Below are 18,354 nucleotides of genomic sequence, written 5' to 3'. Positions count from 1 at the left end.
GGAGCATGGACACGGCCCGCGCCGCGAACCGGGAACTGTTCGCCAGCATGGGGTGGGATCCGAATACGCCAGAAAGGGGCCGCGCTGATGCATCGGCACTGGTCAAGCCTATCGGTGGAGGGGTTACAGTCGGGTGATGGGCATCGAGTGTTCGAGTGTGGTGGCCCAATCGCGTGACGAGGTCTTCGAGTGGTTCTCCCGCCCGGGGGCGCTGGCCAGATTGGTGCCTCCGTGGCATCCGGTGACGATCGTGGCCGAGGCCGATTCCCTGTGTGACGGTTGCGCGGTTCTGCGGTTACCAGGCGGGCTGCGGTGGGTGGCCCGGCACGTGCCGGCAGCCTACGATCCACCACGGTCTTTTGCCGATGAGACCGCGGTCGAAGGACTTACGTCCGCACCGGTGGGACGACTGGTGCCATGGCGGCACATCCACGAGTTCGAGGCGGCCGACCACGGCCGCACCCGGGTCGCGGATACGGTTACCACGCCTGTCCCTGCGCGACTGCTGCGGCCGATGTTCGACTACCGCTACCGGCAGCTCGCCGATGACCTCGCCGCGCATCACCGCGCGAACGCCCAGGGCTTCCGGCCGACGGTGGTCGCGATGACCGGCTCGTCGGGCCTGGTCGGATCGGCGTTATCCGCGTTTCTGACCACCGGCGGGCACACCGTGATCCGGCTGGTCCGCCGCCCGGCCTGCAGTGCGGACGAGCGAGAATGGGACGTCGCGGCGCCTGCGGCCGATCTGTTCGACGGTGTCGACGCCGTGGTGCATTTGGCGGGCGCTTCGATCGCGGGCCGGTTCACCGCCGCGCACCGCCGCGCTCTCGCCGACAGCCGGGTCGGCCCCACCGGAGCTCTCGCCGACCGTGCTGCCGCGGCCGGGGTGCCGACGTTCGTCACGGCCTCGGCCATCGGCTACTACGGACCTGATCACGGTGACGAACTGTTGGACGAGACTTCTTCGCGCGGGCCGGGTTTCCTGGCCGAGCTGGTGGAGCGCTGGGAGGACGCGGCCCGGCCCGCGGCACAGTCGGGTACGCGTGTGGTACGGATCCGCACGGGTATCGTGCAATCCCCGCGTGGCGGCACGCTTCGGTTGTTGCGTCCGCTGTTCGCCGCTGGGCTCGGCGGCCGGATCGGCGACGGCCGGCAATGGTTGTCGTGGATCGGTATCGACGACCTGGTCGAGATCTATCACCGGGCGCTATGGGATCCGGAGCTGTCGGGGGTGGTGAACGCGGTGGCCCCGAATCCGGTGCGCAACATCGACTACACCGCGGCGTTGGCGCGGGTGTCGCGCCGGCCCGCGCTGCTGCCGGTACCGCGCTGGGGTCCTGCGGTGTTGCTGGGTGAGCAGGGCGCCCGGGAGCTGGCGGCGGCCAGTCAACGGGTGGCCCCCGCTCGCCTCATCGCGGCCGGATACCGGTTTCGCCACTCGGATCTGGACTCCTGTCTACGTCATGTACTCGGTCGCGCGGGTGGTGGCACGGGCGATGGGTAAGGCCGCGGGCCCGCCGGAACCAGGTCCCGGCGGCTCACGTGGCAGGTCGCAGGGTGCACAGCGGTTCGATGGTGTCGATTCCCCCGGTGGTGGGTGAGGTCAGGTATAAGCACGGGTTCATACCGGCGGCGATGATGCCGGAACGGATTCGATCCCATTGCGCGGCAGACAGTTCCGCGGTGCGGGACAGTACGAACCCCGACAGCCGGTAGGGGTCGGTGACGACGGCCCAGGCATAGTCGGTGTCGAGCGCGGTGACGATGTAGTTGGGCGGGCCGTCGAGTTGGTCCTGGGTCGGCACGCCGGGAAAGCTCACGTGCAGCTGCGCTCCGGTATCGGGGTCGGTGACCGTTGCGGTGCCGGTGATCCGGTTCGGGGTGCCGGACCAGGTGGTGCACGTATTGTCCACGCGCACATTCCCGGCCGGGTCGAGGGTGTACCGGGCCTGCGTATCACGGGCACATGCCAGCTCGTAGGGCTGAGGAACAGCAGCCAGCTGATCCCACGTTCCCAGATATCGCGTCAGATCCAGCGCCGGCACCGGCGACGGTGGCGCGCCGAGAAGCGGATCGGCCGCGGCCGCCGTGATGGCGGCTGAGGTGGCGGCGAGCGCGGCGGCGGTCACCATCACCGTCCGGATCACGTTCCGTAGCTGTCGGACGTTCATGTCCACTCCTGTCCCGGCCGTTTCGTCGGCCTTGTCGACTGTCCGGTTCCCGTACCGACTCGGATGCGCAACGACGCGATAGTGATGTGGCGCCGCCGTGTGCTCGCGTGCCCGTTCATCTCCTCGGAGCCGGACAGCCACTCGACCGTGATGCATCGATTATGCATCGTTTAATTGTCCGTGTCAGGTGATGCCAGGGACCCGCATCAGCGGTGCCGTGCGGTTCGGTGAGAAGTTCGGGACGCCCGGCGTCCCGAATCCACGCGAGCGGTGCCCGCGGCGATCAGCCGAGCGCGTCCAGGGCGCCGGTCAGACCGGCCAGGGCGACGACGTCGCCAGGCAGACGTATCGATGCCCAGCCTGGTCCCGCGACGTACACCTCCGCGCCGGTGCCGGCGCATGCGGTCACCGCCGAGGCCAGTGCGGTGGACTCCTGCTGCGACCACAGCACGACCGTGGCGGCCGAAGTCCGGGCGGTGGCGTCGACGAGTGCGCTGGTGGGCACGTTCGCTCCCAGCATCGTGGCCGCGCGGCCACGCTCGGCCAGTGCGGCGCGCAGCGCAGCCAGCGGTAGCACGTGCGCTTCGCCGCCGGTGCAGGCCAGCACGATTGTCGATTCGGCGCGCGGGGCGGGGATCGCCTGCAGTGCGGCGGTCACACACCAGGACAGCAGATGCTCGACGTCGACGCAGCCGCCCCGCTCCTGCTGGGCATGCACGATATTGTCGAATGCCGGACGGCACAGCTCATCCCAGAATCCGACCACGCCGTGGCGGTCCAGGTAGCCGGCCAGCAGTTCGCCGACGCGGGCACCGTCGAGGGCGAACGCGGCATCCAGCAGCGCCGAGTAGTCGCCCACTTCCGGAACCGGCACCCGGATCGCGGCGACCGCGCTCGACGGGCTCACGCCAGAGCGGACCAGCGCGACCACCCGCTCCAGCACCGCGATGTCGGCAGCGGTGTACAGGCGGTGTCGGCCGGGCTCGTGGTGGCTCGGACCCAGCCGATACCGCTGGTTCCAGCTGCGCAACGTGGCCACGGGCACGCCGAGACGCTCGGCTACCGCGCGAACGGGATAGCCGACCGCGACCTCGGATCCGACGGACATGACCTTATTGTGCCGATCGCCCGGCCGGCGGGCCGACGGCAGCCGGACGATCGCATTCAGCCGCATTCCGGGACCTCCCGTCCGTTTGAATCGATTATGCATCGAAATAGCGTCTAGGGTGGAGATGCGATTCCTTCGAAACCTGTCCCCGTTCCGGCGCCGGATACCTCACGGTAAGGAGTTCCATGATTCGCATCGCCACCCTCGCGGGGCGGGCCCCATGAGTATCGCTGTCGCGGTGTTCACCCGGGACCTGCGAGTGCACGACAATCCGGTCCTGTGGGCCGCCCACCGGGCCGCCGGCCAGGTGGTGCCGCTGTTCGTGCTGGACGAGGCGATCCTCGGCAGGGCACCGCTCTCTCCCAATCGCATCCGGTTCCTCATCACGGCGCTGACCGAACTGGACCAGGAGTTGCGCGCCCGGGGCACGCGGCTGATCGTGCGGCGCGGCGACGTCACTACCGAGGTGGAGCGGGTGGCCACCCAGGTACGGGCCGGCGGCGTGCACATCGCCACGGATGTCAGCCGCTACTGCACCCGGCGAGCGCGGCGCCTGCGCGCACGCCTCGACGCGCACGGCATCCCGCTGTACGAACACGACTCGGTGACCGCGGTGCCGCCCGGCGCGCTCCGGCCGTCGTCCGGCACCGCCCATTTCGCGGTGTTCACACCATATTTCCGGCGCTGGCTACAGACACCGATCCGGACGGCCTACCCGGCCCCGGATTCGCTGCCGGCACCGGAGCTGGATCCGGGCCGGATACCGGCCGCGGCGGAGCTGTGCCCGGAACACGGTTCGCCCCTGCTGGCCGTCGGTGGCGAGACGACCGGCCGGGAATTGCTGCGCGCCTGGCTGTCCGGTCCCGTCGAGCAATACGGTGCGCACAGTGACGAACTGGCCACCGACGCCACCTCCGGGCTGTCGCCCTACCTGCACTTCGGCTGCCTGTCGGCCGCCGAACTGGTGCACCGCACCGATCTGTCCACAACCGGCGGCAATGCCTTCGCCCGGCAGCTGGCCTGGCGCGACTTCCACCACCAATTACTCGCCGCGCGAACCGAACTCGCCTGGACCGACTACCGGCCACCACCGGCTCCGCCACGCTTCGACCCACATGCGGCCGATGCCTGGCGGGCGGGCAGCACCGGGTTTCCCGTGATCGACGCCGCGATGCGGCAACTGCTCGCCCAGGGCTGGATGCCGGGCCGGGCCCGGCTGATCGCCGCGAGCTTCCTCACCAAGACCCTGCACGTCGACTGGCGGATCGGTGCTGCCCACTTCCTGCACTGGCTGGTCGACGCCGACATCGCCAACAACCAGCTCAACTGGCAGTGGGCCGCTGGCACCGGCACCGACACCCGCCCGCACCGCATTCTCAACCCGATCCGGCAGGCCGAACGCCACGACCCCGACGGTGTGTACGTCCGCCGCTGGATTCCTGAACTGGCCGATCTGCCCGGCGGTGCCGTCCACCGGCCGTGGCGGGCACTGACTCTGGCACAGGACTACCCGCCGCCGATCGTCGAGGTCAACGGCATGTGAGGAGCGGCCGGAACACGGTATGGCCGCGACGGACCGGCCGGGCGGGTGCGCCGAAATCCTGTGCGACATCCGAACAGACGGCCCCGGCCGCCGTACCGAGAGGGATCGCACATGATTCCGATTCGTCGACGGCGATGTCGTACGTGTCCATGACTGTCTCTCTCACTGTGCCGGTTCGGCCAGCTGCTCGGCCGACCGCATGAAATCGGTTGTATTGTTGCGCCGCACCGACTTTCGTGCCCCCATAGCAAGGGTGAGCAGCGCGCCCGCGAGCGCCGGCAGTGCGAAGAGGGTGAAGTTCCAGCGTGCGATGTAGACGTTGACCAGTCCTTGCACACCGAGCACACCGGCGCCGCCGATCATCACGACGGGATAGAGAATCGCCGGCGACGACCTGATACTCAATGCGACGACGGCCGCCGCCGCGACGAAGAAACCGGCGAGGACGGGCCCGTTCGATCCGACCCGGTCGGCGAGCACGGCCATGGCCAGGCCACCGACGGTGGCACCGACATTGAGCAGCGCGAGGAAGGTCAGCGAGGAACCCAGCGGATAGTGCGCGGCCTGCATCAACTGCGGCAGACAGGTATCCATCCCGAAGACGAGCAGGAACGAGCAGATCACCATGCCGCAGAACAGGATCGTCGTTCCCGCGTACGGCGGTCGCAGCACGAGACCCAATCCACCGTCCCGGGACGCGCTCCGCCCGGCGGCGGAATTCCCTTGGTACGCGGGCGATTCGGGCAGCCAGCGGTAGGTCGTCGGCAGCAGTAACAGCCCTGCGCCACCACCGATGAGGTACTCCAGCCGGAAATCGTGCCCATCCAGGAACGCGTTGGTCACCACGGCGGCGAACGATGAACCTATCGTCACGCCGCATTGCACGATCGCCGAGGTCAGGTTCTTTCGCTTCGCCGGTGCGAGTTCGAAGATCAGTGGCGCCACAGCGAGACGAGCATCAGGCTGACCAGCGTGGTCCGTCGTCGCCCGTATCGATCGGTGAACTGCCCAACCAGTAAGGCGCCCAGCAGCATTCCGACGGGTGTGAGACTGCCCAGCAGACCCAGCGTCGACAGGGACAGGTGCCATGGCCGATACCATGACGCCCAGCCCGATCACCAGGGCCTTCCGCAGCACGGCAGGCGCCGATCCCGCGGCTACGTCTGCTTTCACGCCGGGTTGTGATGTGCTCACCTGTGGATTCCTTCATTCTCACGGGTCACGGCTGCGGTGGCTGCCTTCCACAGCCGCGGCGCTCGGGGCAGCGCGTGTTCAGCTGCGCTGGGTATGCGCGCCTGTCATGTGTGCGGCCAGATCGTCGGGAGCAAGGAACGACGGCGGGGGGCGGTGGCCCCCATTCGTCGTTCTCATGCCCGCCGCCCACCGTCGACCGACAGCGCGATGCCGGTGATGTACGACGCGGCATCCGAGCACAGCCAGACGGCCGCGGCGGCGGCTTCCTCCGGGGTTGCCAGCCGTCCCAGCGGTGTGATCGCGGCCTGGCGCGCGATCATGTCGGTGCCGGCCGCGACCTGCTCGAGTCCGGGGGTCAGGGTGGGTCCCGGGCAGACGGCGTTGACCCGGATTCCCTGCGGCGCGTAGTCGACCGCGGCGACCTTGGTGAGTCCGACGATGCCGTGCTTGGCGGCCACGTAGGCCGGGGCGGTGGGGATCGCGTAGAGGCCGCCGTTGGAGGCGATGTTGACGATCGCGCCGCCGCGTTCGAGCTGCGGCAGTTCGTATTTCATGCACAGGAAGGTCCCGGCCAGGTTCACCTGGACCACGCGCTCGAACTCGGCCAGGGGCATCCGGTCGAGCTGCCGGTGGTGCGAGGCCATTCCGGCGTTGTTCACGGCAAAATCGAGGCTGCCGAAGGTCGCGACCGTGCGCTCGACGGCGGCGCGCACCGATTCCTCGTCGGCGATGTCGGCGGCGACGGCCAAGGCTACGCCACCGTCCTTCTCGATCAGCTCCACGGTTTCGCCCGCCGAGCGCTCGTCGACGTCGATCACGGCCACCGCCGCGCCGGTGCGGGCGAAAGCCTGCGCCGCCGCGCGGCCGATCCCGCTGCCGGCACCGGTGACCAGTCCCGCCCTCATGCGAGCGGCTCGTGGTTGGCCCAGGCGACGTGGTACGGGTACCGCGCCTGCCAGCGATCGATCACCTCGTGCGTATCGGGCGCGGCGAAGGCCTTCGCCAGTGCGTCTATGTCCGCCACGCCGACCTGCACGACCGCGGTCGCAATCAGTGCCGCAATAGCCTCCTCGCCGGGGATGGCGAGGTGGCGGCGAGCCGCGAACGATTGCACCAGACCGGTGTCGCGCATCACCTGTTCGATATCTTTCAGATACTGATCGAGGTCGGTATCCGGAAGGGGCTGATCGAAGGAAACAATCATCGTATGAGTGATCATGCAGCCATTCTTCGTGTCTTCAGCGGAAGCGTCCAAGACCATTTCGATCTTCCGCGATAACCTGCAGGCATGAGTGAACTGGAGACCCGCGAACTGGAATACTTCCTCGCGGTCGCCGACGAACTGCACTTCGGCCGGGCCGCCGTCCGGCTCTCGATCGCCCAGCCGGCGCTGTCCAAGGCGATCCGGCGCATCGAGACCCGCCTTGGAGTCCCGCTGTTCGTCCGCTCCAGCCGGCACGTCGCGCTCACCCCGGCCGGTGAGGCACTACAGGAACACGGGCGACATGCCCTCAACGCGGTCAGCGCGGCCATCCGCAACACCCGCCGCGCCGGCGACAGCCAGGCCCATCTGCGACTCGTGCTCAAACCCGGCGGCGACGCCGGCCTGCTGTCCGGGATGCTGGCCGAATACTCCCACCAGCCCGATGCGCGCCGCGTCGACATCCTGTTCAGCGGCCCCACCGACCGCACCGACTTCCTGCGCTACGGCCGGGCCGACGTCGGCCTGCTCTACGTGCCCTTCGACGACCTCGAGGGCCTGGCCCACGAAACGCTGCACACCGAGGACCGAGTGGTCATCGTCCCGTCCGGACACCGGTTGGCCGCCCACGCGTCGGCACGCATGTCCGATCTGGACGGAGAGACACTGCCGCGGTGGAAGGGGATCCCCGGTGGTAGCGGCGACGGCCCCGAAGTCGCGGACGTGGTCCAGTTGCTACACATGATCACCGTGGGCCGGATGATCGGGGTGCTGCCCCGATCGCTGGTCGAGCCCGTGCCGCCGGGCCTGGTCTGCGTACCGATGACCGACGCACCACCCAGCCGCCTCGTACTCGCCTGGAACGAGCGCGACCGCCGGCCACTGGTCGCCTCGTTCGTCGCCGCCGCGCTGGCTCATCGCGATCACTGATCAGGTCAGTTTGCTTCAGCCCCAAGGCCTTACCGGGTTCGAAACACCGATGGCTCTATTCCTATCGGGGTGCACGCCACCGAGCATCGCGGAATCGGCCGAGCGCGACCACCGGTAGCCGTAACCGTGAATCGTGGCGATCCGGCCGGGACGATTCAGCTTGGCCCGCAGGGCACCCATATGAACATCGAGCGAACGAGAGACCGACGGCGTCGTCTCGCCCCAGATCTCCGTCATGATCTGGTCCCTGCTCACCGCGGCGCCGGCCCTCTCGGCCAACACCCGCGCAAGCTCGAATTCCTTCTGGGTCAACTGAATCGGCTCGCCCGCCACATCCACGGTCCGCGCGACCACATCCACCCGGATATCCCCCAGGACCACGACGGCCGGGGGCCGTTCGTCCCCGCTCCGGCGTCTGGTGACCGCCTCCAGGCGGGCGGCCAGCTCGCTCACGCGAGGCGGTTTGACCACGAAGTCGTCCGCGCCGGCGCGCAGGCAGGACACCACGGCACACTCGTTGCTATCGGCCGTGAGCACCACCACCGGAACGGAACTGACCTTGCGAAGCTGGCGCAGTACGAGATACCCGCTCACATCGGGCAGGCCCAGGTCGAGGATCACCACGTCGTATTTGGGGTAGAAGGTCAGCAGATCCAAGCCCTCGCGGAAGTGGTCCACGAGCGGAAATCCGTGTGCGCGTAACCCATCGATGACGGCTCCGGCAACACCCTCATCGTCTTCCACCAACACCACATGCACCGCATACCCTTCCGACCCTTGGCAAAGCGTGATGCTAAACGAATCGTCGGCGACTTGTCGACGCACCAGCCCATCTGGGCGACAACGCAACTGCCGGGTCGGCGGCAGCGATCGGCACGCTCTACCGAATCTCAGGCGCTGACATTGCCTCGCTGCCGAGCCTGGGCGTCCTCGGACTCCAGACCGACCGTCCGGCGGCCCACGGTCCGGGGTGCCCCCGACACCAGACTGGGAAACCGACGGCGCAGACCGCTCAGATTTCGGTGGATCTCCCGCAATTCCTCCTGCAGCAGCCGGATTTCCTCGTGCAGTTCCTCCGCGTTATCCAGAAGGGTGGCATGGAACAGGCGCGCCTGTTCGAGCTGGGCGCGGTCCTGGCGCGTGCGGCGCAGCACCTCCTGCGCCGATTGGAGCGAAGCGGCCCGCTCGGCCTCGGGGACCGTCCGTGCGATACGGCGATTCCGGCGTACACGCTTGTCGAATTCCTCCACAGGATGTCCAGCCTCTCCATAGTCCCTCAACCGCCGCCGCGATGGGTCGGCATCACGAAGCGACGCTCCTCCGAAATTAGGTGCACAATTCCGACCGGGTCAACCCGAATATAAATAATTATGAAAGGCTGGATAATTCTTGATTTCCTTGGCAATCTTTAGAACTTCTTGAGAAGTTTTGATTCAATTGATAAATACACCACCGAACCATTCGCGACCAGCTTCGCCAGGAGGCGCGGAACACGCACTCCTCGACACCTTCTTCGATCGCGAAGGCTAGGCATACGGCACGGCCTGTGCGTCCCAGGAATCCTGCGGATACGTTTGTTCGCGCGCTGTTCACCTGTCTCGGTCCATCCAGTCCGGCCACCGCCATACCGATACGGTCGGGCGTCTCGCCCTAATACGGCTGGTACCAGCGGAAACCGAGTTCACTGGACATTAGCGAACATCTTGTGTTGACTGACGATGGGCCAGCCTCGACCGCCGGTTCCGCGGATCGAAAGGCATTGGGACGACGATGCAGACGGCTACCGTCGATGGAGGGCGGAGGCAGCGCACGCCGGCAGCATCCACATCGGTTTCACCGCCTGAAGCGCTCGGGTGACCGAGGGCGTATGCGTCGACGGCTCCTGACCATTCTGCTCCTGCTGGCGGCAATCGCGGTGACGTGCTTCGCCGTTCCGTTCGCGCAGGCCATCGCCACCGGCCGCACCCGGGAGCTCGTGCTGGAGCGCACCCGCGACGCCGACCGGTTCGCGGCCATGTCTACCAGCAACAAGAATAAGCTGTGCCCGCAGGCACAGCGCTTTCACGACCTGTACGGCGAGGATCTGGTGCTGGTCGACGCCATGGGCCGGGTGCGCTGCAACACGGGCGTACACCTGCAGGATCGCACGGTGCGAACGGCCCTGTCCGAGGCCGGCGCCAACGAGTTACCGGGTCCGGCAATCGATTCGCTGCGGCCCTGGGGTCCGGCGCACATACTCGTCACACGACACTGGGGCGACCCGGAACAGATGCGCGGGGCCGTCCTGCTCGTCGTCAACACCGCCGGCGCACGCGCGGACATCGGAGCCGGCTGGTGCGGCATCCTCGCCGGGGCACTGATCGCGCTCGGGGCGTCCACCGTCCTGGCTCTGCGTCTGGCGCAATGGATTCTGCGTCCACTGGACCGGCTGTCACACGTGGTGAGCGAGCTGACCGCGGCACTGCCCACCCCGCGCGGGGACGATCGCCCCATCGAAGACGCACAGAACGGTCCGCCGGAGATTCGCGCGCTGGCCCGTTCGGTGGACACCCTCGCGCTGACGGTGGCCGACTCGGTCGACGCGCAGCGTCAGCTCGTCGCCGATACCGCGCACGCGATGCGTAACCCACTGGCCGCGTTGGCAATTCGACTGGAGTCCCTGGAGCCTGCGGTGCGGGGTGAGGCCGAGGTGAACTTCCAGGGCTCGGTGCGGGAGGTGCACCGGCTCACCGCGCTGCTGGACGGGCTGCTGGCCCTGGCGGTCGCGGAGACACCCACCGATTCTCAGCTCGGCCGCGCCGGTACCGGCACCGACAGCGACACCGCCGGGTGCGACGCGCCGCTCGCCGCCGCCGACCGGGTGGACGCGTGGCATTCGGCCTTCGCGAAGGCCGGGCGGACGCTACGGCTCGACACGCCCGCGCCCACGGCCGAGACCGCCTTCCCGCAGAGCGCGCTGATTCAGATTCTCGATGTGGCACTGAGCAACTCGTGCCGCTACGCCGGAGACGGGGCGAGCACCACGGTGCTGGTCCGGCGCGAGCCCGGCGCGGTGACCGTCTCGGTCACCGATGACGGAACCGGGGTGCCCGCGGCGGATATCGCACGCCTGACCGAGCGGTTCTTCCGCGGGCGGGGCGCGGCGGCAGGAGGGTCGGGCCTGGGGCTCACCATCGCTGCCGCGCTCGCGCACCGGCACGGGGCCACCCTGCTGCTCGAGCCGGCCGACCCGCGCGGGCTGCGCCTGATCCTGCGTATGCCGTTGGCGGGCACGGCGTTTGCCGATGCGGCAACGACACGATCACCGGCAGGGCGCGGGAGCGAACCGTGCGCGCGGTGAACCGGTCCGCCGGGATCGGGCGGCGGACCTTCCTCACACTGACCGCGGGAGCCGTGTCCGGGGCGATCGGCGTCCCGTTCGCTACGCCCGAGCGCGATCCCGATCCGTTCCCGATCCGGATCGCCATCGGTTCGATGGGGCCGACCCGAATGTTCCGTGACGTGCTGGTGGCCGCCGCAGCGGGCAGCGGGGTGCGGATTCAGGAAGTGCCCAGCCTGGGGGCGATGGACAATCTGCACCTGCTGACCGGGCGTCGCGTGGACGCCGCGCTGGTCATGGCCGACGCGGTCACTCCGCATATCACCCGATGCCGCGCGGTAGGCAACCTGTACGAGGCATACACGCAGGTCGTGGTGCGGCCCGACAGTCCCGTGCGGCACCTGGCCGACCTTCGCGGTGCGCGGATCGTGTTGGGCGCCAAGGGATCCGGAGCATCACTGACCGGCATGCGGATGCTGCAGGCCGCGGGGTTGCGGCCGGGCGACGATATCCGGGTCAGCTACCTGCCTCTGGAGAATTCGGTTGCGGCGCTGCGTGATCGGAGCGTCGACGCGGTCGTCTGGCTCGGCGGGATACCCACCCCGGAACTGGAAATCTCCCGCACCACGAGGCTTCTGGATCTGGACGATGTGACCGCTCCGCTGCGCCGGCGCTATCCTTCGTTCTACGATCGAGTGCAGATCAGCCAGGATATCTACCAGCTTCCCGCTCAGTATCACACCATCGGCGTGTCCGTATTGTTGGTGGTCGATCCGCACCTGCCGGACGCCGCCGCGGAGAGCCTCACCGACCTACTGCTACGCCATTCGCATCAGCTCGTCGACGGCTCCGCCGGGTCGCAGTTCATGGACGACGGATCGCTGATAGATACGTGGCCGGTCCGGCTACACCCCGGCGCCATCCGAGCCTATCGCCGGGCACACCGCTGAATCGTCAGGCAACGGCCGCCAACTGCTTGGTCCGGACGGTCTCGGTCTCCGCGAAGGAGTTCGCGGCGTCCACCTGCCCCTGGTAGATCTGCTCGAACGTCCCAGCCAGGTTGGCCATGCCCGCGAGCAGACTGTCGCGCGCGGCCACGTACCCCTGATCACCTTTGGCGAACTTGTCACCGAAACTATCGCTGCCCCAGGGGCTTCCGTTGGCGGTAAGGGTTTGCAACAGAGCGGTGCGCGCCGTGCCGATGGCGTCGGCGATGGACTTCGACCGCTCGGCGGCTGCCTTCAGCTTGGTCGGGTCGAGCTCGATCTGGCCGGCCATGTGTTATCTCCTCGGTACTTCACGATTCGGGAGGATGCTTGTGCGGCGGACGATGGTGGTGATGATGATGGTGGCCGCCCTTGCCACCACCGCCCGGCGGCGTCCACGGGATATCGGGAAGCCAGAACGGTTCTCCCGGAGCGGATTTCGCGTTGTAGCCCTCGGGTGGCCGCTCCCATTCCGGCTCCCGCTTGGGCCGCGTCTTCGACTTCATGTCGGTGGCCTTGCCGAGGAAGGCGGACTGGTCCGGCAGCTCCTTGGTGGGGTACACCCGCCCGGGCGGGGGCGTGTCTCGATCGTCCGGCTCGCTGCCCCTGCTCCGGACCGTGAGGTTCGCCGCGAGATCGTCGTCGCCCGTGCCCACGCCCGCGCCCGCGCCCGCGCCCGCGCCCGCGCCCGCGCCGGAGACGATCGAATTCGGCCGGGACCCACCGCGAACCGGGATCCTCGCCGAGTCCGAATCCGAACCGCCGATATCCCGGATCGAGCCCATCGACTTCACCGACTCCGAATCCGAGTTCCTGGACGAGAACACCGACGCGCGATCGAGGTTGCTGGATCCGCTGTCCGACGAATGCACCGACTGTAGATCCGATTCGTTGTATGCCCCGCCATCCGATTCCAACGGCCCGTTCTCGGAGACCGAATGCACCGACTGCCGATCCGGCTCGTTGTCCCCGGCGCCAATCGAGTTCTCGTAGGCGCCCTCGGCGGAATTCACCGATTCCGGCCGCGACCCGCCGGATGCGTGATTCGAGTTCATCGACGCCGATTCCAGCTGCGACTCGGCGTGATTCGAGTTGTTCACCGATCCGTTCTCGAGCGGACCGCCTCGGATCTGCTCGCTCACGGACTCGGGCGCCGGTTCCATTACCGGCTCGCTCACGGTCGGAGCCTTGGGCAGCCGGCCTTCGGGCACGTCGGTCACCGAACCGTCGGTCGGCAGATATTTGAGTTCGCTGCGCCCCTTGCCCCACAGGCCGTACCGGATATCGTCGGGCGAGATCGGCGTCGTCTTGACCGCGGCACCGCGCGCACCGGCGGCGATCGCACCGCGCGCGATACCGCCCACCCAGCTCGAGGGATTGCTCAGGCTGGAGAAGTTGCCGGTGGCCAGGCCCACGGCCGTGTTGCCGAAGACCGAGCTCACCGCGCCCGCGCCGGCGCCGATCACGGCCGCCCGCGCGGTGCGCCCGAACCCGTTGGCCAGCCAACGGCCCGCCAGGTTATCGATCCCCATGCCGAGGTACCGGGCGAACTCGCGGGAGGGAATGGTGCCGGCTGTCGACCCCAGCACCGACAGCCCGGCCTCAGCCCAGTTGAAGCTGTGCCGCTTGCCGGTCGCCATCTGTCCTAGCTGCACCGCCGCGTCCATCCCGAAGGAGGTGGTGGCGCCCTCCGCCAGTTTGATGCTGTAACTGGCCACTCCCTTTGCCGACGGCAGCACGAACTCGCCGTGGGCCAATGACTTCCAGAACAGCCGCCCCTTGCCGGAGTAGGCGCCGAACCGGCCCGCGAGGGCCTTCACCCTGTCCAGCGCCGCGTCCTCGACGAGCCGCAGGACCGACCGGGTGCTGGAGATCGCTGCGGCCTCCACCGCCGCCTCCGTGGGCGGGAACGCCATCGCCCACGCGATCTCCAGCGCCAGCCAGGACAGCGACAGGATGATCGTGAGCTTGCTGTCCTGTAGCTCGGTGCCCATATCGAAGCAGGATTCGTGGATCTGGTCCAGGTAGTCCGCGAGCTGTTTCACCGAGCCGTCGCCGTCGTGCAGGCCGTCGAACATCGCGGTCATCCTGGCGGCGCCGTCACCGCTCGAATAGGCGGCCAGGGTGGCGTCCCGGGCGTCGTCGACGTCGTCGAGCCGCTCACGCACCGCGTCGCTCGCGGTCTTCCACGCCGCGGCGTCGGACCACATCCGGTCCTCGTCGCCATCCGGCCAGGTGGTGCCCGCTACCCAGGCCAGCCACCGCCACTGCGGCGGAAGATACAGCGACACCGGCGATTCACCACCCCTTGGCCCAAGCTCGACTGCCGTCCGTGCGTAACAATCAGACAAACGTACGAGTTTGAACCAGACATGCCCTGCGGCCGAACGCGGCCTGAACAATCGCCCGGGGGTTCAGCGCAATATATCGCGCAGCGAATCCATAACGGCAGCAAGGGATCCGAGATCCATTGGCCGTGGCGCCGCGGCGCCGGAGGCCTGCAGTCCGGCCTTCTGCCGGGCAACATCGGCGACCGCCTGCCTCGACGCCTCGGTCACCGCCTGTGCGATCTCCTCGTAGCTCAGATCGTCGATGGCGCCGGAGAATCGGACGTCGACGGCGATGCCGTCGGCGTTCACCGTCACGCTCACCCGGCGCTGCGCGGCGGTGGCCGTGGCCGTGAGTTGTGCACGTTCCTGTCGCAGGCGGGTGATATCGGCGACCTGTGCCCGGAAATCCGCCATGGCACTGTCGAACTCGTTATCGGCCACGAGGGCTCCTGTCTGTCCTGCGGCTCAGCGATCCAGGATGCCGGGCGCCGGGCGCCGCGGTTCCATGTCGTCGCCGTAATCGGGGCCGGAGTACTGTTCGCGCTCCGAGGGCGGGGTGAGCGGGGCGGGCACCGGCTGGGGCAGCTCGGCGCGCAGCCCCGCCAGCGCGGTCAGTCCTGGAAGGTGCTCGTCGACCGTCGGCATGCGCGCGCGCAACGCCCGCAACGGCGCCAGCAGTTCCTCCCGTTTCCGCCGCACCTCCGCCGCCGCATGCTGGGCTGCGGTCACGATGCCGCGGGCGATCGCGCCGTACGGTAGATCGGCGACCTTGTCGGAGAATTCGGTGCGCGTGATCGCACCGGTCACATCGACCGTCACGACGATCCGGCCGTGCTCGGCCGACGCCGTCGCCGTCATCGTCCGCTGCGCGCTGCGGGCGTCGGCAATCCGGCTCATGGCCTGCTGGAAGTTGTCGACCAGCTCGCTGGTCTGCTCGGCCAGCCGCCGGTTCTCGGGGTGGATCACGGTGACGGCACCTCCTCGACAAGGGTGTCCAGGCCGTCGGTCGAGACCTCCAGGCCCGCGTACCGGGCCAGGTAGTCGATCACGTCGCGCGGTTCGCGCTGGCCGCCGAGTTCGGGCAACAACACCAGGAAACGTTCCGGATCGGGATCGTCGCCGACGAGCGCAACCATCTGACCGCCCCGCAGGCGCAGCACGAACAACGGCAGGTCGTCGTCGGGGACCTCGCCGATGCTCTCCTTCAGCGCCCACTCGAGTTCGTCGGTGAACATACCTACCCAGCCGATCAGCCGACTCGCCCCGATCGACGGCCACTCCTGCGGGTCCACCGTCACCACCGCCGGGTCCGGCCACGGGCGGCGCCGATCCAGTTCTGCCACCACGTCTTTCAGGAAGTCCAGGATCTCCTCGCGCGCGAAGCCGTCGGTCAGTTCGACTACGTCGTCCGGCAGGTCGCCCACGGCGACCGCGCCGGCCAGCGCCGGATAGAACTCCGCGACGGTGGGGGCGTAGCTGACCCGGTCGATCAGGTCCTGCGCGGCGTCGGCGACGAGTTCCTCCCCCGAGAGATCCTCGATGTAGGACATGGACGCGCAGAACTGGTGTAGCGGTGACGGGTCGGCATCCCCGTCAGCGGGCTCCGGAAGCTCGGCGAGGTCGTGCGGTGGGGCGGTGACCGGTTCGCGCGCGAATATCGGATCCGTGTGCTGCGCAACGGTCTCGAGATAGACGTCACCGGTATCGGGCCGATAACGCAGGTACAGCTCGGCCTCGGCGCCCAGTCCGGGGCGCGCGGGATCGCCCGGGACACCCTCGACGAAGCCGACCTCCCAGTGCAGAATCGCCTCGATGTGCGCGGCAGTCAGCATGTTCCGCGGCATCGGGTCGTCGGCGGACGTCACCCCGGGCTCCCCCGTCGCCAGGTAGGCGGGACGGATCTCGGCCGCGCCCGCGCCGACCGTCCAACGGCCCTGACCGTCCAGCGCCTCCGGTTCGACCACCACGCACACGCCGCCGACGCCGACGACGACGGCGCCGTCCGCCCGCCTGCCTACAATCCGCGGCATACATCCTCATTCCGACGCCGACACTGTGGTCGGGAGACTACGAGAGGACCGCCGCCCGGGCCAGGCCGAGGCCGTGCGGCGAACCTTCTGTTCACCTGCTCGACACTCCGGATGTCGGTTCCATGCCGTCGGCCACCGCGGGAAAGCTGACGGTCACAATCAATCCGTGCGGGTCGGCGGAGTCGATGAAGAACAGTCCGCCCTGTTTCGCAGCCAGTGTCGCGGCAATCGGCAGACCCAGCCCGGAACCACCCGGAGCGGCGGCCGCACCGCGGAAGAATCGGGTGGTGAGCAGGTCGATCTCGTCCTGGGGGACGCCGATGCCCGTGTCGCGCACCGACACCACCACGGAATCGGACTCGACATGTACCGATACTGTCGCATGCGTGCCGGCTCCGGCGTAGCGCGACGAGTTGCTCAATGCGACATCGAGAATCTGACACAGTGTCTCCGCCGGCACCCTCGCCGCCGCGGTAGGAACCGAGAACTCGATATTCACAGCCATATCGGCGCGGGCAAATGCGGCGCGCCACGCATCGACCCGGTCCACCGCGACCCGCACCACATCACACCACTCGGGGATTGCCGCGACCTCTATCGTTTTCCGCGCCTGCGCCACCGCGCCGGCAAGAAGCACGTCCAGTAGTGCCGTCAGCCGATCCACCTCTACGACAATGCTGTCGAAGGTCGATTCGACCGGTCCGCCACCAGCGATCTGGGGCCGCAACGTTTCGAGCCGAGCGGCCAAGGCAGCGAGCGGATTACGCATGGAGTGCGCGGTATCCGCCACATGCCGCCGCTCGATGGCGGCCATCTCGGCCACCGCCGATGTCATCGCCTCCACCGCATCCGCCAGCTCCCGAATCTCCGGTGGCCCACTGTCTTTGGTCCGGGGCCGCGGCGGTCGGCCCTCCGGTGCGGGCAGCGTCGCGGTCAGCGTGCCGACCTTGCGCAGCAGTTCGGATACCGGTCGCAGTATCCATCCGGACAGCACCAGCGCCAGACCGCCGAATATCAGCAGTGCGGTGGCGGTGAGACACGCCAGCTGTATCCAGCCGTCAGCGATTGCGCCACGGGTCGCGGCAGTCGATACCGCGATGATGACGATCCCTCTGGCCCGCGGTGGCGCCCCGAGGGGCTCCGCCACGAGGAACACGTTCGGACTCCAGGGCAGCAGCGACCGCGGCAGCGACAGCGGCGGAGACTCGAACCGCTGGGACCGTTCGATGACGCTTGCCACCATCGGATCCCGCCGATCCACTCCGACGTCGCAGACCACCGTCCCGCCGGCGTCGATCACCAGGACACCGTTGTCGGTGCGGGAGCGATAATCCCGGGCCGCTTCGTTCAAGGTGACCGGATCGCCGACGGACAGCGCCGCGAAGTGATTGGCGTCCTCGATTCGCTCGATCATCATCCCGCGGGTCCGACTGGCCGCCAGTTCCGCGCCGATCCCCACGGCGAGAAGGCTCATGCAGATCGCGGCAAGCACGGTGAACATGATCAGCAGACGACCACGCACGTTCGATGGTTCCTTCCGCA

At 68.3% G+C, this 18,354-nt stretch carries 18 protein-coding genes; 5 read left to right on the top strand and 13 right to left on the bottom strand.

Annotated features, from left to right (window positions below):
• Positions 1–136 precede the first annotated feature (136 nt).
• The gene (locus KO481_RS25540; protein ID WP_215920490.1) at positions 137–1,504 is read left to right on the top strand and encodes a TIGR01777 family oxidoreductase; all 1,368 of its coding nucleotides are present in this window, start codon (positions 137–139) and stop codon (positions 1,502–1,504) included.
• Positions 1,505–1,538: 34 nt separating this feature from the next.
• Here the strand turns inward: KO481_RS25540 and KO481_RS25535 are convergent, their stop codons facing one another.
• Positions 1,539–2,171 carry a lipocalin family protein gene (locus KO481_RS25535; RefSeq protein ID WP_245401525.1) on the bottom strand — a complete coding sequence of 211 codons (633 nt, stop codon included), beginning with the start codon at positions 2,169–2,171 and terminating at the stop codon, positions 1,539–1,541.
• A gap of 283 nt (positions 2,172–2,454) precedes the next feature.
• Positions 2,455–3,279: a MerR family transcriptional regulator gene (locus tag KO481_RS25530; RefSeq protein ID WP_215920488.1), complete on the bottom strand. Its 825-nt coding sequence runs from the start codon at positions 3,277–3,279 to the stop codon at positions 2,455–2,457.
• A 220-nt stretch (positions 3,280–3,499) separates the two neighbouring features.
• Here KO481_RS25530 and KO481_RS25525 point away from each other — a divergent pair, with 220 nt between their 5' ends.
• On the top strand, positions 3,500–4,822 hold the full coding sequence (locus tag KO481_RS25525) for a cryptochrome/photolyase family protein (RefSeq protein WP_215920479.1): 1,323 nt from the start codon (positions 3,500–3,502) through the stop codon (positions 4,820–4,822).
• A gap of 162 nt (positions 4,823–4,984) precedes the next feature.
• On the opposite strand, the gene KO481_RS25520 is transcribed toward KO481_RS25525, so the two are convergent.
• The 3 genes from KO481_RS25520 to KO481_RS25510 form a co-directional block, all read right to left on the bottom strand.
• Entirely contained in the window at positions 4,985–5,767 is a 783-nt protein-coding gene (locus KO481_RS25520) for an MFS transporter (protein WP_215920477.1), read from the bottom strand.
• A gap of 422 nt (positions 5,768–6,189) precedes the next feature.
• Positions 6,190–6,921: an SDR family NAD(P)-dependent oxidoreductase gene (locus tag KO481_RS25515; protein ID WP_215920475.1), complete on the bottom strand. Its 732-nt coding sequence runs from the start codon at positions 6,919–6,921 to the stop codon at positions 6,190–6,192.
• Complete coding sequence (locus KO481_RS25510; protein ID WP_215920473.1) at positions 6,918–7,277, bottom strand: hypothetical protein; 360 nt, start codon at positions 7,275–7,277, stop codon at positions 6,918–6,920. Before KO481_RS25510 ends, KO481_RS25515 begins: the two co-directional genes overlap by 4 nt.
• Before the next feature lie 27 nt (positions 7,278–7,304).
• Between KO481_RS25510 and KO481_RS25505 the strand changes: the two genes are divergently transcribed.
• Complete coding sequence (locus KO481_RS25505) at positions 7,305–8,147, top strand: LysR family transcriptional regulator (RefSeq protein WP_215920471.1); 843 nt, start codon at positions 7,305–7,307, stop codon at positions 8,145–8,147.
• A gap of 15 nt (positions 8,148–8,162) precedes the next feature.
• Here KO481_RS25505 and KO481_RS25500 read toward each other — a convergent pair whose 3' ends face one another.
• Positions 8,163–8,906, bottom strand: a complete 744-nt coding sequence (locus KO481_RS25500) for a response regulator transcription factor (protein WP_215920469.1) — start codon at positions 8,904–8,906, stop codon at positions 8,163–8,165.
• Between the two features lie 131 nt (positions 8,907–9,037).
• Positions 9,038–9,397: a hypothetical protein gene (locus KO481_RS25495; protein WP_215920467.1), complete on the bottom strand. Its 360-nt coding sequence runs from the start codon at positions 9,395–9,397 to the stop codon at positions 9,038–9,040.
• A 617-nt stretch (positions 9,398–10,014) separates the two neighbouring features.
• Between KO481_RS25495 and KO481_RS25490 the strand changes: the two genes are divergently transcribed.
• Both KO481_RS25490 and KO481_RS25485 read left to right on the top strand, forming a co-directional pair.
• Complete coding sequence (locus KO481_RS25490; protein ID WP_215920465.1) at positions 10,015–11,487, top strand: sensor histidine kinase; 1,473 nt, start codon at positions 10,015–10,017, stop codon at positions 11,485–11,487.
• The gene (locus KO481_RS25485) at positions 11,484–12,416 is read left to right on the top strand and encodes a TAXI family TRAP transporter solute-binding subunit (RefSeq protein WP_215920463.1); all 933 of its coding nucleotides are present in this window, start codon (positions 11,484–11,486) and stop codon (positions 12,414–12,416) included. The genes KO481_RS25490 and KO481_RS25485 overlap by 4 nt, the downstream gene beginning before the upstream one ends.
• A gap of 4 nt (positions 12,417–12,420) precedes the next feature.
• Here KO481_RS25485 and KO481_RS25480 read toward each other — a convergent pair whose 3' ends face one another.
• The 6 genes from KO481_RS25480 to KO481_RS44420 all read right to left on the bottom strand — a co-directional run bounded on the left by KO481_RS25480 (position 12,421) and on the right by KO481_RS44420 (position 18,334).
• Positions 12,421–12,744 carry a hypothetical protein gene (locus KO481_RS25480; RefSeq protein WP_215920461.1) on the bottom strand — a complete coding sequence of 108 codons (324 nt, stop codon included), beginning with the start codon at positions 12,742–12,744 and terminating at the stop codon, positions 12,421–12,423.
• Between the two features lie 19 nt (positions 12,745–12,763).
• Positions 12,764–14,743, bottom strand: a complete 1,980-nt coding sequence (locus KO481_RS25475) for a WXG100-like domain-containing protein (protein WP_215920459.1) — start codon at positions 14,741–14,743, stop codon at positions 12,764–12,766.
• 123 nt (positions 14,744–14,866) lie between these two features.
• Positions 14,867–15,223 (bottom strand): YbaB/EbfC family nucleoid-associated protein, encoded by a 357-nt coding sequence (locus tag KO481_RS25470; protein ID WP_215920457.1) that lies wholly within the window; start codon positions 15,221–15,223, stop codon positions 14,867–14,869.
• Positions 15,224–15,247: 24 nt separating this feature from the next.
• Positions 15,248–15,748 (bottom strand): YbaB/EbfC family nucleoid-associated protein, encoded by a 501-nt coding sequence (locus tag KO481_RS25465; RefSeq protein ID WP_215920455.1) that lies wholly within the window; start codon positions 15,746–15,748, stop codon positions 15,248–15,250.
• Positions 15,745–16,812: a hypothetical protein gene (locus KO481_RS25460; protein WP_215920453.1), complete on the bottom strand. Its 1,068-nt coding sequence runs from the start codon at positions 16,810–16,812 to the stop codon at positions 15,745–15,747. Before KO481_RS25460 ends, KO481_RS25465 begins: the two co-directional genes overlap by 4 nt.
• A 91-nt stretch (positions 16,813–16,903) precedes the next feature.
• Positions 16,904–18,334: a sensor histidine kinase gene (locus KO481_RS44420; protein WP_215920452.1), complete on the bottom strand. Its 1,431-nt coding sequence runs from the start codon at positions 18,332–18,334 to the stop codon at positions 16,904–16,906.
• Positions 18,335–18,354: the final 20 nt, after the last annotated feature.

Source organism: Nocardia albiluteola, assembly GCF_018860155.1.
Taxonomy (GTDB): Bacteria; Actinomycetota; Actinomycetes; order Mycobacteriales; family Mycobacteriaceae; genus Nocardia; species Nocardia albiluteola.
Note: the sequence above shows the minus strand (reverse complement) of the source record. Positions and strands in the feature narration are given on the sequence as shown.